Annotated in this window: 15 protein-coding genes and 1 tRNA gene; 8 read left to right on the top strand and 8 right to left on the bottom strand. The window is 49.7% G+C overall.

All coding sequences use genetic code 11. The features are described from left to right. Nucleotides 1–32: 32 nt before the first annotated feature. Both rpsT and ACZ42L_RS08355 read right to left on the bottom strand, forming a co-directional pair. The gene (gene rpsT / locus ACZ42L_RS08360; RefSeq protein WP_036896142.1) at nt 33–287 is read right to left on the bottom strand and encodes a 30S ribosomal protein S20; all 255 of its coding nucleotides are present in this window, start codon (nt 285–287) and stop codon (nt 33–35) included. Nucleotides 288–313: 26 nt separating this feature from the next. After that, nucleotides 314–385 (bottom strand) — tRNA-Glu (locus ACZ42L_RS08355). Between the two features lie 118 nt (nt 386–503). Here ACZ42L_RS08355 and recO point away from each other — a divergent pair. The 5 genes from recO to ACZ42L_RS08330 all read left to right on the top strand — a co-directional run bounded on the left by recO (nt 504) and on the right by ACZ42L_RS08330 (nt 4579). Next, complete coding sequence (gene recO / locus ACZ42L_RS08350; RefSeq protein ID WP_464715809.1) at nt 504–1232, top strand: DNA repair protein RecO; 729 nt, start codon at nt 504–506, stop codon at nt 1230–1232. 380 nt (nt 1233–1612) lie between these two features. After that, nucleotides 1613–2680, top strand: coding sequence for an AAA family ATPase (locus ACZ42L_RS08345; protein WP_464715808.1), 1068 nt, complete (start codon nt 1613–1615; stop codon nt 2678–2680). A 178-nt stretch (nt 2681–2858) separates the two neighbouring features. Beyond that, complete coding sequence (locus tag ACZ42L_RS08340) at nt 2859–3632, top strand: carboxylesterase family protein (RefSeq protein WP_464716992.1); 774 nt, start codon at nt 2859–2861, stop codon at nt 3630–3632. A gap of 148 nt (nt 3633–3780) precedes the next feature. Next, complete coding sequence (locus ACZ42L_RS08335) at nt 3781–4269, top strand: hypothetical protein (RefSeq protein WP_464698128.1); 489 nt, start codon at nt 3781–3783, stop codon at nt 4267–4269. Further along, nucleotides 4256–4579, top strand: coding sequence for a helix-turn-helix domain-containing protein (locus ACZ42L_RS08330; RefSeq protein ID WP_464715807.1), 324 nt, complete (start codon nt 4256–4258; stop codon nt 4577–4579). The genes ACZ42L_RS08335 and ACZ42L_RS08330 overlap by 14 nt, the downstream gene beginning before the upstream one ends. Nucleotides 4580–4675: 96 nt before the next feature. Here ACZ42L_RS08330 and ACZ42L_RS08325 read toward each other — a convergent pair whose 3' ends face one another. Both ACZ42L_RS08325 and ACZ42L_RS08320 read right to left on the bottom strand, forming a co-directional pair. Beyond that, complete coding sequence (locus tag ACZ42L_RS08325; RefSeq protein ID WP_464715806.1) at nt 4676–5371, bottom strand: precorrin-2 C(20)-methyltransferase; 696 nt, start codon at nt 5369–5371, stop codon at nt 4676–4678. Between the two features lie 11 nt (nt 5372–5382). Next, nucleotides 5383–6276 carry a helix-turn-helix transcriptional regulator gene (locus ACZ42L_RS08320; protein WP_464715805.1) on the bottom strand — a complete coding sequence of 298 codons (894 nt, stop codon included), beginning with the start codon at nt 6274–6276 and terminating at the stop codon, nt 5383–5385. A gap of 280 nt (nt 6277–6556) precedes the next feature. Here ACZ42L_RS08320 and fucI point away from each other — a divergent pair, with 280 nt between their 5' ends. The 3 genes from fucI (at nt 6557) to ACZ42L_RS08305 (ending at nt 11188) form a co-directional block, all read left to right on the top strand. Continuing rightward, the gene (gene fucI / locus ACZ42L_RS08315) at nt 6557–8335 is read left to right on the top strand and encodes an L-fucose isomerase (RefSeq protein WP_464705798.1); all 1779 of its coding nucleotides are present in this window, start codon (nt 6557–6559) and stop codon (nt 8333–8335) included. Nucleotides 8336–8405: 70 nt separating this feature from the next. Further along, nucleotides 8406–9728 carry an L-fucose:H+ symporter permease gene (gene fucP / locus ACZ42L_RS08310; RefSeq protein WP_464698120.1) on the top strand — a complete coding sequence of 441 codons (1323 nt, stop codon included), beginning with the start codon at nt 8406–8408 and terminating at the stop codon, nt 9726–9728. Continuing rightward, nucleotides 9716–11188: a rhamnulokinase gene (locus tag ACZ42L_RS08305; protein WP_464715804.1), complete on the top strand. Its 1473-nt coding sequence runs from the start codon at nt 9716–9718 to the stop codon at nt 11186–11188. The genes fucP and ACZ42L_RS08305 overlap by 13 nt, the downstream gene beginning before the upstream one ends. Before the next feature lie 220 nt (nt 11189–11408). Here the strand turns inward: ACZ42L_RS08305 and rhaD are convergent, their stop codons facing one another. Genes rhaD through ftsA form a run of 4 tightly spaced genes read right to left on the bottom strand, consistent with a single transcriptional unit; the run spans nt 11409 to nt 15534 of the window. Then, complete coding sequence (rhaD, locus tag ACZ42L_RS08300; RefSeq protein ID WP_464705796.1) at nt 11409–12218, bottom strand: rhamnulose-1-phosphate aldolase; 810 nt, start codon at nt 12216–12218, stop codon at nt 11409–11411. Nucleotides 12219–12253: 35 nt separating this feature from the next. After that, nucleotides 12254–12703, bottom strand: coding sequence for a GatB/YqeY domain-containing protein (locus ACZ42L_RS08295; protein WP_464715803.1), 450 nt, complete (start codon nt 12701–12703; stop codon nt 12254–12256). A 22-nt stretch (nt 12704–12725) separates the two neighbouring features. After that, nucleotides 12726–14039: a cell division protein FtsZ gene (gene ftsZ, locus ACZ42L_RS08290; protein ID WP_464702383.1), complete on the bottom strand. Its 1314-nt coding sequence runs from the start codon at nt 14037–14039 to the stop codon at nt 12726–12728. A 31-nt stretch (nt 14040–14070) separates the two neighbouring features. Further along, entirely contained in the window at nt 14071–15534 is a 1464-nt protein-coding gene (gene ftsA, locus ACZ42L_RS08285) for a cell division protein FtsA (protein WP_464715802.1), read from the bottom strand. Nucleotides 15535–15542: the final 8 nt, after the last annotated feature.

The raw sequence follows: 15542 nt of genomic DNA, 5'->3' as shown, positions 1-15542 counted from the left end.
AATGCGCCCTTGCTTACTCGTAAATCAGGATATTATCCCAGTTTACTAATATGCAAAGCCAAACTTGACTTCAAGTTAGCTGCCTTATTCTTGTGAATAATGTTGGTCTTGGCTAATTTGTCGAGCATCTTCTGTACAGATGGGTACAACTGGGCAGCTGCATCCTTGTCTGTCATTGCGCGTAACTTACGCACTGCATTACGCATGGTCTTTGCGTAATATTTGTTATGAAGAGTTCTGGTCTTTGTCTGACGGATTCTCTTAATGGATGATTTGTGATTTGCCATCTTTACTTTTCTTTTATTTCTTGTTGTAGTCCCTAGGAGAGTCGAACTCCTCTTTAGAGAATGAAAATCTCTCGTCCTAACCGATAGACGAAGGGACCATCGCGTTTAATTTGCGGGTGCAAAGTTAGACACTTTTTCTTATCCCGCCAAATATTCGTGAAGAAATTTTAATCAAAACAGCGTTTTTTCGCATTTTTGCCATACCTTTGTGTCATTATGCTCATAAAAACGAGGGCTATCGTACTCCGCGCGTTCAGATTCAGAGACACCAAAATGATTGTAGATGTGTTCGCTGAATCGCAGGGACGCATCTCCTTGGTCTGCACCTTGTCGCCTTCGGGGCGTGGAAAGTTCAAGAAGCAGTTTTTCCAGCCCCTTACGCTCCTGGACATCGAGTACGACGACAAGGCTCATGGCTCTTTGCTCTCGCTGCAGAATGTGCGTGTGGACATACCATATTCGTCTATCCCGTTCAATCCCTATAAATCTTCGGTGGCGCTGTTCGTAGCCGAATTCCTGCTTTATGCCACGCGTGGCGAACAGGAGAACACGGCTCTCTACAACTATCTGCGCTCCAGCATGTCGTGGCTCGACCTGTGTCCGGCATCATTTGCCAACTTCCATCTGGTGTTCACCATGCGTCTGAGCCGTTTTATAGGATTCTTCCCCAATCTCGACGACTATGTGCCGGGCAGTTGCTTCGACCTTCGCGAGAGCCGGTTCCTGCCCACCATTCCGCTCCATCCTGACTATCTGTCGGCCGAAGAGACTTCGCGCATCACCCTGCTCATGCGCATGAACTATGAGAACATGCACCTTTTTGCCATGTCGCGTAGTGAGCGTAGCCGATGTCTGTACCTTATATTATTATATTACAGGTTGCATATTCCCGGTTTCCCCGAACTGAAATCGCTCGGTGTGTTGGAGACTTTATTCGACGCATAAGGTGCGCGCGGACTTTTATGCAATGTGGTTTGTTGTCACGGCATGTTGCGTTGGACTCATAAACTTATCAACTTCAAAAAACTGCAAGGCCGTGGCAGCGATACTGTTTGGGCTTTGCAGTACTGCTGTTTGGCCCTTGCAGCAATGCTGCCGCGCCTTTGCAGTTTTTTGAGTGTATGAGTTTTTAAGTTGATGGGTTATTGGGTTGAGATACAGTTTGTAGTTTTTAAGTTTGTGGGTCTTTGAGCTTGAGCATCGGGGGAGCGTAGATAAGGGAGCGTTGCTGTTCTGATGGCGAGGATAAACAGAGGGAAAAATTTGGTCAGTTCATCTTTCTTGCTTATATTTGCGAAAAAGTTCGTAACGAAAAATTTCGCAATATGAAAAATCCTTTCAGCTTCGGCACTTTGGTGGATAAGCCTTACTTCACCGACAGGGTGAAAGAGTTGCAGTATATAGTGCAATTCCTGGATAGTGAGAATCATTTAATACTGATTAGTCCGCGCCGTTATGGGAAGTCGAGTCTGGTCAGGAAAGCTGTCGGAGAGACCGGGCGTCCATATATTTGGCTCAACATGCAGACGGTATTGAGCAAGGAGGATTTTGCTGCGAAGCTGTTGAAACTGGTGCTCAGGGAATATAAGATAGAGAGAATCAAGCATCTGCTGCGCCATTTCAGGGTGATTCCTACGATTTCGCTGAATCCTGCGAGTAGTGAAATAAACATCTCTTTCCAATCTTCGCTCGATACGACGGTGTTGCTGGAAGATGTCTTTGCCCTGTTGGAAAAAGTGAGTACGCCCGACGAAGAACTCATCGTGGTCTTCGACGAGTTTCAGGATATACTCGGAGTGGAGCGCGGCATCGACAAGATATTGAGGGCCATCATGCAAGAGCAGAAGGGGTTGAATTATATATTCCTGGGGAGTCAGGAGTCTATGATGAGCGAAATCTTCGAGAGGGTACACTCGCCCTTTTATCATTTCGGCATGCTGATGCGCATCGACAAGATTCCGTATGATGATTTTTTGGCATTTGTGGCAGAGCGGTTTAGCAATGTAGCCGATGAGCCAGAGTCTTTATCGCGCAGCATTCTTGAGTTTACGGCGTGTCACCCTTATTATACACAGCAGTTGGCATCGGAGGTATGGAGTCTTACGGCCTATGAGAAGGTAAGGGAAAATGTGGTAGAAATGGCGGTAGGAAACATTGTGAAGGTACACGATTTGGATTATGAGAGGTTGTGGCTGACGTTCAATAAGACCGACCAATTTGTATTGTCTGTGGTATGTAAGGGCGAAAATCCGGTGCAGTTGCGCCAGTATCCTACGAGCACGATTACCAGTTCGCTGACGCGTTTGATGAAGAGAGGGGTTCTCGTCAAGGGTGATGGCTATGAGATAGAAGACCCCTTCCTGAGCCGATGGATTCATGCGCACCAGCGTTGATATGATGTCGGTGGGCAGATATGTGCGGGCAATATACCGTGAAAAAACTACAACTGCGGTGGAGAGTATATAAATAATGTCAATGAAGGGGTGGCAGGGGTTGCCTGCTTGCCGACTTATCTCTATATTTGTAGACATGAGAAGACCGATATACCTATATATATTATTGCTGCTGGTTATGTTTCCGCTGGGCGCATGGGCGCAAAAGGCAGGAAAGATAGAAGCAAAGCGCGGTGTCGTGGAAGAGGGATATGACTTCTGGTTGTATACGCCTGAAGAGTACGAACCGCATGGGCATGCACTGCCTGTGGTGCTGTTTCTGCACGGGGCAAGCCTGTGTGGCAACAATCTTGACCGTGTACGTCGGTATGGTACACTGGATGCGCTGGAGAAAGGCAAGATTATCCCGGCCTTTGTCGTTGCTCCCCAGAATCCGGGAGGGGCGTGGAATCCCCGTAAACTCAACGACCTGTTGGAGTGGATGGAAAAGAACTATCCTGTCGATACGTCGCGCATCTTCGTCTTGGGTATGAGTCTGGGCGGTTATGGTACGCTCGATTTCGTGGGTACTTACCCCGAAAAGGTGGCGGCGGCGATGGCCTTGTGTGGCGGAACGACCCTGCACGATGTGCAGGGAATGGGGCGCGTGCCACTGTGGATAATGCACGGTACGGCCGACAGGGCAGTGAATGTGAGGGAATCGAAGAAGGTGGTGGAGAGCCTACAGCATGCCGGTAACGACCGATTGTTGCGTTACGACTGGATAGCAGGTGGCTCACATGGTTTGTTGGCTCGCATTTTTTATCTGCAGAAGACCTACGACTGGCTCTTCTCACATACATTGAAAGACAAGCCGAGAGTGGTGGATAAGTCGTTCGACATCAATCGCGACGATATCAATACGACGTATCAGGAGCTGCGTATGCTATCGGAGGATTATGACAAGGAGTGAATTTTGCCGGTATGGCAGATTCCGTTTCCTCAGGCATAAGAACAGAAGTGGTGTAGGTAAGTATTGTTAGAACTTAATTTTTAAGTTAATTATTTGAAGTTCTCAATAGTTTGCTTTATCTTTGCAAAAAGATAACTTAAAAGTTAAGATGAAGGAAACGTATGAGATAGAACTTATTGAGGAACACGAGAATGCCAACTTCTATAGTGTTCATCTTGAAAACGAGGAACTCTCTGAACTAGAGCGGTTCTTTGAAAAGTTTCCTGTTGGGTGTGAATATGATGAAGAGGTAGATGTACTTGTTGCTTGGCTTGATAAGATAGCAGAGAAAGGAGCGCTTGAACGTTATTTCCGTCCTGAAGGACATTATGGTGATGGTGTTGGCGTTATTCCGATTGATGTTGGCAATAAGATTCGCCTTTATTGTCTGCGGCTATCAGATAAGATTCTCATATTTGGCAATGGTGGAGTGAAAGATGCTGATTCTTGGCAGAATAGCAAAACTCTTGCTCCATACGTCAAACTGCTTATTGACACGAGCCGTTTTATTCGTTCTAGAATAAATGATGGCAAGGTGGTATTGGTTGATAAAGAAATAATAGGAAATTTAAGATTTACAAGAGATGAAAAGAAGTAGTGTCATAGAAGAACGTAGGAAGCACGTCAGTCCTGAAATACGTAGGTCTGTGGACTTGTCATTCCAGATTGCAGATCGTATTCATGAAATCCTCAAGGCAAAAGGGATGAAGCAGAAAGAGCTTGCTGCTGCTTTGGGTAAATCTGAGGCAGAAATCAGCAAGTGGATGCGTGGTATTCACAACTTCACCATCGATACTTTGATTTCAATAGAGAAAGCCGTTGGTGCACCTATTATAATTGTAGCACATCAAGAATGTATACAAGCAGATTTTGAACCAATGCTTACTTCGGAATCGGCTATAAAATAAAGGGTTCTTCTGTGGGTTAGTTGAAACTCTAAAAGATGGAATCGTCTACAGTAGTGTAGTTGATACATTCTACATTGTTATCCTGTTCTTCTGTCTTTATCTCCTTATTATCAGCATGGAAAAATAGGTGGGTTGGCGGGCAACGATGTCTTCTATGCGTTGGCTGAAGAACGATGTGGGCAGACCCACGTTCTCATAATAGGCATATTGCCAGTCGGGATGCTGCGCCATGACGGTGTGCATGGCGTCTATACATGCCGATAGTTTCATGACGACCACGACGCAGTTGTCGGCCAGATAATGTTCGGTGTCGGTCGGCGTCAGGTTTCCCGGTACGACTACAAGGCGTTGGTTGCCACTGACGAGGTGCATGTTGGCCACTGCTGCGGCCGCTATGAACGACGGGATACCGGGCAGTTGTGTGGCGGGATAGCCTTCGGCAGCGAGCAAATCCATCACGTAGTGCATGGAAGCGTAGACCGATGCGTCGCCCTCTACGCAGACTGCCACCCGCTTGTCCTGCTTAATAGCCTGTTTGGCTAAGTCGGCCAAGGCTGCATAAGCGTCGAGGGCAGCCTGGCGATTGGTCGACATAGGGATGTGGAATACCTCTATCGGGGTGGTGATACCTAAGCTCCGGACGATGTCTGCGGCGCGGGATGTTTCCTTATTGCCCGGTGCCAGGATGATGTCTGCACGTTGTAAGGCATGGAGTGCGCCCAAGGTTACCATTTCGGGGTCGCCCGGTCCGAGCGAGACGAACTGTATACTGTTGTCTGGTTGCATGGTCATGTTTTCGTTGGTTATCTGGTGTGCATGGCCGATACCTTCTGCTGGATATAGTTCTTAAACTCGTCTCCGCCCAGCACTTCAATATCGTCGTATAGTCCGAGTACGAATCTGCCAATGCCCACATAGCTTGCCACATCAATGTTCATCAGCCAATGGTCGCTCCCGTCAGGTGAGAAGGCGTCGGCCGAGGCAGGGTATTCCTCAATCATGAGATTGTGTGAGAGCTGTCCCATGCGCAGACTGACGGGCAGTCGCAGTTCGCTGCTGAACATGAAGATGTCGGTAAAGATTTGCCGATGTCGCTCGGTATGAATCCAAGGGGCATCATATACCTCTACACTGCCGATGCGAGAGAGCTTGAAAGTTTTGTTGCTGTGGCTCTTGAGCTCGTAACATCTCACGTCCAGATTATCATTGAGGAACATGTAGGGTTCTACCACGCGGTCGGAAACGCTACGGCTGTGGGGCGACGAGTAGTCTTTGAGGCATACGGTATGCCGATGGTGTATGGCGTCGCGCAGCTTGTTGAGGATGTCGATGGTGTGCGCTTTGAAACGGGTGTCGGTGTAGAATCGGAGATGGTAGAAACGCTCCAGTTTGCGTTTGAGAATGCCGACTACGGGATTTTTGGCATCGGCAGCTTCCAGAAGATGGTGCATGAAAGTGGCTTCGGTGTCGGAGAAATTGACCGACCGAGCTATCTCTTGGAAGAAAGGAGAGTTGGTATCGAGTCGGTAATGGCTGCTCTCATGGACGACGACGAACCCGTTTTCGCGGAAAAACCGCAGATAATTGTAGAGCTGGCGGCGTGTAGTGCCTATCTGTTGGCACAGTGTGGCAGCCGTATAGTCGTACCCGTCGGTCATGAGCAACATGAGTTTGAGTTCTTTAGATAACTTCTCCATCTTCTTTTCGTTAGCTTAGCAAATATACAAAGTTTTTTGGTAATAGTGTTAAACTATAAAAAGAACTGAATATTTTTGCCGTTTACTTCCAATTAAGAGATAAAAATAGTATCTTTGCTAGAGCATTGAAGAAGTTCGGAATTTCCAAGGAAGAACACTCCGGGCAACCCTTTTGAAGTAATAAAAATACTAACTCTAATATCGACAGGCCGATGACGGGGGCGCAACCGTGACGAGGGCGCAACATGTCGGAGGCACTGCCAAATAACAACAAAAACCTATGACAAACTATCCTAAGATTGGTATCAGACCTACAATCGACGGCCGCCAAGGCGGAGTACGCGAAAGTCTGGAAGAAAAGACCATGAGTCTGGCCAAAGCAGTGGCCGAGTTAATCAGTTCACATGTTTACAATGGCGACGGAAGTCACGTGGAATGCGTGATTGCCGACAGCACGATTGGCCGCGTGGCAGAATCGGCTGCCTGTGCCGAGAAGTTTGAACGCGAGGGCGTTGGCGCTACGATTACCGTAACGTCTTGCTGGTGCTATGGTTCGGAAACGATGGATATGAATCCTTATTACCCCAAGGCTGTGTGGGGATTCAACGGTACGGAGCGTCCCGGAGCAGTGTATCTGGCTGCCGTGTTGGCTGCCCATGCACAGAAAGGATTGCCTGCTTTCGGCATCTACGGACACGATGTACAGGACTTGGACGATAATACGATTCCAGCGGATGTGGCTGAGAAGATACTGCGTTTTGCCCGTGCTGCACAGGCTGTAGCTACTATGCGTGGCAAGAGCTACCTCTCTATGGGTACTACCTGTATGGGTATTGCCGGCTCAATCGTTGATCCCGACTTCATGCAGAAGTATCTGGGACTGCGCACGGAGTATGTGGATATGGTGGAAGTGATGCGTCGCATCGACGAAGGAATATATGATCCAGAAGAGTTTGAGAAGGCTATGGCATGGACAAAGAAATACTGTATGCCTAAGGAAGGACACGACTGGAACATCGAGCGCAATGGAAAGCAGAAGAGCAGAGAAGAACTTGATAAGGATTGGGAGTTCACAGTGAAGTGCATGCTCATTACCAAGGACCTGATGCACGGCAATCCTCGCCTGAAAGAACTGGGTTTCAAGGAAGAGGCTTTGGGACATAATGCTATCTTGGCAGGTGTTCAGGGACAGCGTCAGTGGACCGACTACAAGCCCAACTTCGACTTCCCAGAGTCTTTGGTTTGTTCTTCTTTCGACTGGAACGGTACGCGTGAGGCCGGTGTGCTGGCTACAGAAAATGATTCGCTGAACGGTATCGCGATGCTCTTCGGCCACTTGCTGACCAATAAGGGTGTGATGTTCTCTGATATCCGTACCTACTGGAGTCCAGAAGCAGTGGAGCGTGTAGCAGGAAAGAAGCCAACAGGGGAAGCTGCAAATGGTTTCATCCACTTGATAAATTCGGGTGCTACTACGCTTGATGCAACCGGAGCGGTGAGCGATAGCGAAGGTAAACCGACGATGAAGCATCACTGGGAACTCACAGAGGCAGAGGTTGAGGCTTGTCTGAATGCTACTACCTGGTATCCAGCTGACCGTAACTACTTCCGTGGCGGTGGTTTCTCGTCCAACTTCCTCACTCGCGGTGGCATGCCGATGACTATGATTCGCGTAAACAGAGTCATGGGCTTAGGTCCTGTCTTGCAGTTGGCCGAAGGTTGGACGGTAGATCTCGACCCCGAAATCAACGCAGTGCTTGATGGCCGTACCGACCGCACATGGCCTACCACATGGTTTGTTCCACGTTTGGATGCAACCAAAGATGCCTTCAAGGATGTCTATTCGGTGATGAATACATGGGGTGCTAATCATGGTGCTATCGCCTACGGACATATTGGTGCAGACATTATCACGCTCTGTTCTATCCTCCGTATTCCTGTATGTATGCACAATGTAGCTGACGAGAAGATTTTCCGTCCGTCTGCATGGAATGCCTTTGGTATGGACAAGGAGGGTGCTGACTATCGCGCTTGTCAGAATTTCGGTCCAATTTATTAATATAGTTTTATCCCCCTTGCCACGGGTGAGGGGGATAATTGTTTTTATTAGAACCTTTAAAACCTGCTGAATGAAAAGCAAAGAATCAATCCTTTCCAAGGACGGAGTGAGTTATCTCATTCCCTTTATTCTCATTACTTCATGCTTTGCCCTATGGGGTTTCGCCAATGATATCACCAATCCGATGGTGAAGGCATTCTCCAAGATATTCCGAATGAGTGTCACCGACGGCGCTTTGGTGCAAGTGGCATTCTACGGCGGATACTTCGCGATGGCGTTTCCGGCAGCCATTTTCATCCGCAGATACTCGTATAAGAGTGGTGTGCTGATGGGATTGGGGCTCTATGCAGCCGGTGCTTTACTCTTCTTCCCGGCCAAGATGACGGGTGCTTACTATCCCTTCCTGATAGCATATTTTATCATGACGTGCGGACTGTCGTTTCTGGAGACCAGCTCCAATCCCTATATTCTGTCAATGGGAACGGAGGCCACGGCCACGAGAAGATTGAATCTGGCACAGTCGTTCAATCCGATAGGCTCGTTGTGTGGTATGTTTGCTGCCATGACTTTTATCCAAGCCAAGCTGAATCCGATGGATACGGCCACTCGTGCGAAACTCTCTCCGGCCGAGTTCGAGGCGGTGAAAGAGCAGGATTTGTCGGTGCTTATCACTCCTTATTTCCTCATCGGACTGGTCATAGTTGTGATGTTTCTGGTGATTTTCTTCACGAAGATGCCGAAAGGTGGCGACCAGCAGCATGACATCAATTTCATTCCGACCCTGAAACGCATTTTCTCCATTCAGCATTATCGCGAAGGCGTGATAGCACAATTCTTCTATGTAGGCGCACAAATCATGTGCTGGACGTTTGTTATCCAGTATGGCACACGCGTTCTTGTGGGCGAGGGAATGACCGAGCAGGCTGCTGAGGTGCTGTCGCAACGCTACAACATCATCGCTATGGCCATCTTCTGTTGCAGCCGTTTCATCTGTACTTTCTTCCTGAAATATATCAATGCCGGTAAATTGCTGGCCATTCTGTCGGCTGTTGCCACAGCGTTGACGCTCGGAGTCATCTTCTTCCAGGATATCAAGGGACTTTACTGTCTCGTGGGTATCTCTGCCTGTATGTCGCTCATGTTCCCCACCATCTATGGTATCGCATTGCAAGGACTGGGCGACGACGCCAAGTTTGGTGCGGCCGGACTCATCATGGCCATTCTGGGCGGCAGTGTCTTGCCCCCCATGCAGGCCTCTATCATCGACATGGGGACTGTATTCGGCATGCCGGCAGTGAATATTTCCTTTGTCTTACCACTCATCTGTTTCATCGTTATCATCACGTATGGAACACGCATGTATCAAGCAACGAAAGCCACATGGAAAAATTAAAACGTATATTTGCGGTCGACTTGGGGGCTACGAGTGGCCGAACAGTATTGGGAGCATTGGAAGGCGACCAGCTGACCATGCAGGAACTGACACGTTTCGACAATCCTATCATCCAGACCGGTGGACACTTCTACTGGGACATCTACGCTCTGTACAATCAGATTATCACTGCGTTGAAACTGGCTGTAGAGCAGGGTTACGAGATTCAGAGCATCGGTATCGACACGTGGGGGTGCGACTTTGCCCTTGTGGGGAGCGACGGTGGGTTGCTGCGCAATCCGTTGTCGTATCGCGACCCACATACCAATGGCATGATGGACGACTATTTTGCCAACGTCATGGAGCGCGATGAGGTGTACCGACTCACCGGAATTCAGCTCATGCCATTCAACTCCTTGTTCCAGTTACACGCCATGCGCAAGGCGCAGAACAGTGCTTTGGCGGCGGCCGAGAAGATACTCTTCATGCCCGATGCCCTGGCCTACATGCTCACGGGGCAGGCCGTGTGTGAATATACGGAGGCTTCGACCTCGCAGATACTCGACCCTTACACGCACGATTTAAACGAACGGCTGCTCGAAAGCGTTGGATTGAAGCGGTCGCAGTTTGGCCGGATGGTGATACCGGGAACGGTTATCGGCTCTGTGACCGAGGAAATAAGGCAGATAACAGGCGTGGGCGACATCCCCGTAGTGGCTGTTGCCGGTCATGATACAGCCTCGGCTGTGGCTGCCGTCCCTGCTTCTGATGCTCGTTTTGCCTACTTGAGCAGTGGCACGTGGAGCTTGATGGGTGTGGAATTGTCGCATCCGCTGATAGGCGACGAGAGCTATTTGGAAAACCTGACCAATGAGGGTGGGGTGGACAATACGACTCTCTTCCTGAAGAATATCTGCGGTATGTGGATTTACGAGCGTTGCCGTAAGGAGTTTACAGAGAAGAAATCGCATGGCGAACTGATAGCCGAAGCCATGCAGGTAGAAGCATTCAGAAGCATCATAGAACCCGACGATGCTTCGTTTGCCAATCCTCCTTCGATGACAGAAGCCATCTGCAACTATTGCAGGAAGACAGGACAGCCTGTTCCACAGACCCCTGCCGAGTTTTGTCGCTGTATCTTTGAGTCGCTGGCCCTGCGCTATCGCGAGGTGTTGGGTACGCTGAAGCGCCTGTCGCCGGTGCAGATTGACGTGCTGCATATCATCGGTGGCGGTTCGCTCAACGACTGTATGAGTCAGTTTACGGCCAACAGTTGCAATATCACCGTGCTTGCCGGACCACAGGAAGCTACTGCCATTGGTAACATTATGTTGCAGGCCAAGGCTGCCGGGATGGTGAAGGATGTGTGGGACATGCGTCGCGTTATCGGGCAAAATACCAGTCCGAAGCAGTTCAGACCGCAAGACCAGGCTGTCTGGGACAATGCTTTTGCACGCTATCTGCAAATATGTAGGGCGTGAGTAAAATACTTGGTTGCGCTGCAAAGCCTTTTCAGCAATGCTGTTTGGGCTTTGCAGCGTTTTTGTTTAGGCTTTGCAGCATTGCTGCCGAGCCTTTGCAGTAATTTAGGTTTGCAAGTCTTGGGGTGTTGAGTTGTTGGAATCGGATGCAAAAAGAGCATGATAGGATGTAGACATACACCTTATCATGCTCTTTTCGTATGGTTTATATCAGCTTATTTTACTTTGGCAGATGGAACACATCGGTGAGTTCCTGCATCTGAGCGTCGCTCATGCCGTCGGGTTCGAATCCCATGCAGCGTGCACTGATGTATATCTTGGCACTCTTGGAGAGTACGTCTATTTGGTCGAATGCCTGCATCGCGTCTGGGCCTTGTGCCAGTACGCCATGCTTTTCCCACATCACGACATCGTATTCTTCGAGTTGTTCGAGGGTGGCGTTGGCCAGTTCCAGACTTCCGGAAATCTTGTAGGGGACGATGCCGAGTCCTAACGGACAGAAAGCCTTGGTCTCCGGAATCATGCTCCACAAGAGTTTGGTCATGTAATCTTTTTGCAGGAATTTGTCGTTATGGCTCATGGCCACCAGTTCGATAGGGTGGGTGTGTACCACAGCCTTGTATCCATTGCCCTTCTCTATGTTGCGGTTGTGTACCGAGAGGTGCGAACTGATTTCCGAAGTAGGCTTCACGGGGGTGTCGGCAATGATTTCGTAATGTGCACAATCGTCGGTGATGCGTACGATAGAGCCATTCTCCATCGGCCATCGAGCCAGGTCGCGCATGCGTTTGCCGGTGCCTTTGCAGTAGAAATAGCAGCCTTTGAGATGGGGCAGCGTCGTTCCGAACGATACAGGGTCGCTGATGGCGGGCATCCGGCGTATTTCGTCGTCTACCAAATCGGTGATGTTGGCGGTGATGTTGCCACCGTTGCGCTCAGCCCAACCGTTCTGCCAGAGGTATCCGGCCACCTCGGCAATGTTGTCAATTTCGTGTTTCAGAGCCGGTCTTCCTTCTAGAATAGATGTCATAATTCGTGGTGAAAAAGATTATTGGGACTGCGGGATTATCCCAGCAAGCCCTTGACGATTTGTGAAATGATTTTTCCGTCGGCCTTACCTGCCATCTGCTTGCTGGCTATGCCCATCACCTTACCCATGTCTTTCATGCCCTGCGCGCCGGTAGAAGCGATGATGTCTTGCACGGCTTCGGTGATTTCGGCTTCGGAAAGCTGTTTGGGCAGGTATTCTTCGAGTACGGCAACCTGTGCCAACTCTTCGTCGGCCAGGTCTTGACGGTTGTTGTCTATGTAGGTCTTGGCAGTCTCTTTACCCTGCTTGGCCAGCTTGGTGATAATCTTCAATGCGTCAGCATCTTCCAGCGTCCCGTTGGCTCCGGGAGCTGTGACGGCTTCCAGAAATACCTTCTTGACGTTGCGCAGAGTGTTGAGACGCACCTTGTCGCGTGCCTTCATTGTGCTCTTGATGTCTTCGCTTATTTGTTCGAATAGTGGCATGATGTCTCCTTTCTTATTGGGTTTATGTGAAACTGATGATGCCCGGTGTCTCGTTGGCATTGTCTTCTCTCTCCTCGGCCACGGGTGCCTGACTTCGGATAGCTTCCAACATTTGGCGTGTGCGCTTGTAAGTAGGCGTACTCTCTACGGCCAGAATCACATCCTCGTTGTCGAGTTCTTCGGGGTGGAAGAGGAATATGTGCGGTCGACGCTTGAACTGCGTGTTCTTTCCGTCGACGGCGTAGTATCTGGCCCGGCGGTCGCGACGCTCTGCTGCCTTCTCTTCTTCTTCGGCTATGCGGCGCGCTTCTTCCTGGGTGTGCTTCTTGATGTGGTTGTCCATGCCGTCTACGTCTTCAATACCGAAGCCTGTAGCGAGGATGGTTACTTTCACTTTCTTGCCCAATTCGGGGTCGATAGCGATACCCCATTTGATTTCGAAGTTGCTGTCAAACTTGCTCATGAACTCGTTGACGTCGTTCATTTCTTCCATCATGAGGCCCGAATTGTCGTTCTTCTCATTGCAGAAGTTGATGCTGAGCAGTATCTTCTTGGAGTTGAAGATGTCGTTGTCGTTGAGCAATGGCGAGTTAAGGGCGTCGTCTATCGCTTTCTTGACGCGTCCCTCGCCTTCGCCGTAGCCCGTACTCATGATGGCCACGCCACCGTCTTTCAGCACCGTTTTCACGTCGTTGAAGTCGAGATTGATGAGGCCGTGGTTGGTAATAATCTCTGCAATGCTCTTGGCAGCGATGCTCAGGGTGTCGTCGGCCTTGCCAAAGGCGTCGAGAACGGTCAGTTCGGGATAGATTTCGCGCAGTCGTTCGTTGTTGATAACGAGTAGCGCATCTACGTGCTTGGCCATTTCTTCTACGCCGTCGAGTGCCTGATCTATTTTCCTGTCGCCCTCGAAACGGAACGGAATGGTCACGATGCCGACCGTGAGGATGCCCATTTCCTTGGATACACGGGCAATTACGGGCGCAGCACCTGTACCGGTTCCACCGCCCATACCGGCAGTGATGAATGCCATCTTAGTGCCATCAGAGAGCATGTTGTTGATTTCATCCAGCGTCTCTTCGGCTGCCTGACGGGCTTTCTCAGGTTTGTTTCCGGCACCGAGTCCCTCCTTGCCCAGTTGCAGATGCACGGGGACGGGCGAATCGTTGAGTGCCTGATTGTCGGTATTGCAGAGTACGAACGATACATCGTGGATGCCTTCGCGATACATATGGTTTACAGCGTTGCCACCACCACCGCCAACACCGATTACTTTAATGATGCTGTTGGACTTCTCAGGTTCTCCGAAATCCAGTATTTCTCTGTTATCTGGCATAATATCTATCTTTATGTATGAGTCTAATATATTATTCTTCTTCGGTCATCATCTTCTCAAAGAATTTCTTGAGATTGCGTCCCATTTTGTTGAAGGTGCTGTTCTTGCGCTTTTCCTCGGCCAGGCGTGCAGCCTCTTCTTCGGCAGCTTTGCGCTCGGCTTCTTCTCTCTCCATGCGCTTGCGACGTGCTTCTTCCTCGGCTTTCTCCTTCTCTGTAGGGGTGAGGACGACGCCTGAGCCGGCTATTTCGTTCGGGTCGCGCGACTTCTTGATGTCATCCGGTGTGTGCAGTGGGCTGCTTGTCGTAGCCGATGCAGGCTCTGCTGCCGCAAAAAGATCGCCGGTAATCTCTTTTCCGGCGCAGTTCATATCGCCCTTTACCAGCAAGGCTAGTGCGGTATTCATCGTTCCATCCTTGGCATTGATGTCGCTGTTGCTCGAATTGATGGTCGTGGTGACGAACTTGGCAATGCGAATCTTCTCGATATGTGTGTACTTGCGGAAAGCCACATCGATGTTCTTCATATTCGAACCGCCACCTGTCAAGACAATACCGCCCAGCAGTTTGTCGGTGAATTCGCTTGGCACTTGATACCATACATTCTCTATGATTTCTTCCACCCGGCCTTCTACCATCTCTACAAAGCGACGGTTCTCCACCTGGCGGTCCTGGTCGATGGGCAGCATCAGCGTTGCGTCGATGTCGGCATTGTCGGTATAGGCGCTGGCATATTTCAGTTTCATGCGCTCAGCCTCCTTGTCTTCCATCTGGAACGAGGTGATGTCCTTGGTAATGTTGTTGCTGCCGAGGGGTATAACGGCCAAGTGGCGGAGTATATTCTTGAAGTATACCGACACGGTAGTGGTGTCTGCGCCCAGGTCGACGAGCACGCAGCCGGTGCGTTTCTCGGCCTCTGTGAGCACGCTGTCGGCCAATACCAATGGCGAGAGATACATGTCGGCTATGGCAATGCCCGACTTTTCGAAACATTTGTTGAGGTTGCGGTAGTAGGAATTGCGCCAGATGATGTTGAGGAAGTTACCCTCCAGTCGGCGGCACTGGATACCTACGGGGTCGAGTTGCAGTTGCTGGTCTACTTTGTATTCCTGTGTGGCAGCGTCGAGTATCTGCTGGTCGGGGTATTCCATGTTGCGATTGGTGTCCATGAGTTCGTTTACCATCTCCTGAGTGATGATGGTTTCGTCGATGAAATCTTTCGCAATGTTGTTTCGCACACTGCGGATGGACTGTCCACCCACGCCCACATATACATAAGCAATCTCTGATTTGAGCGTAGTTTTGAGTCGTGCTATGATGTTGGTCAAGCACTGCATAGTCTTATCTATGTTGTAGACTACACCCTTTCTGATGCAGGCTGTGGAGTCTTCTTTTACAACAGCGAGCACCGAAATGCTTCCATCGAGGTTTTTTCTGCCTGCGATGCCGGTAATCTTCGATGATCCCAATTCGATAGCTACAATAAATTCTGCCATAGGTTTAT

Source organism: Prevotella mikamonis, from assembly GCF_055381405.1.
Note: the sequence above shows the minus strand (reverse complement) of the source record. Positions and strands in the feature narration are given on the sequence as shown.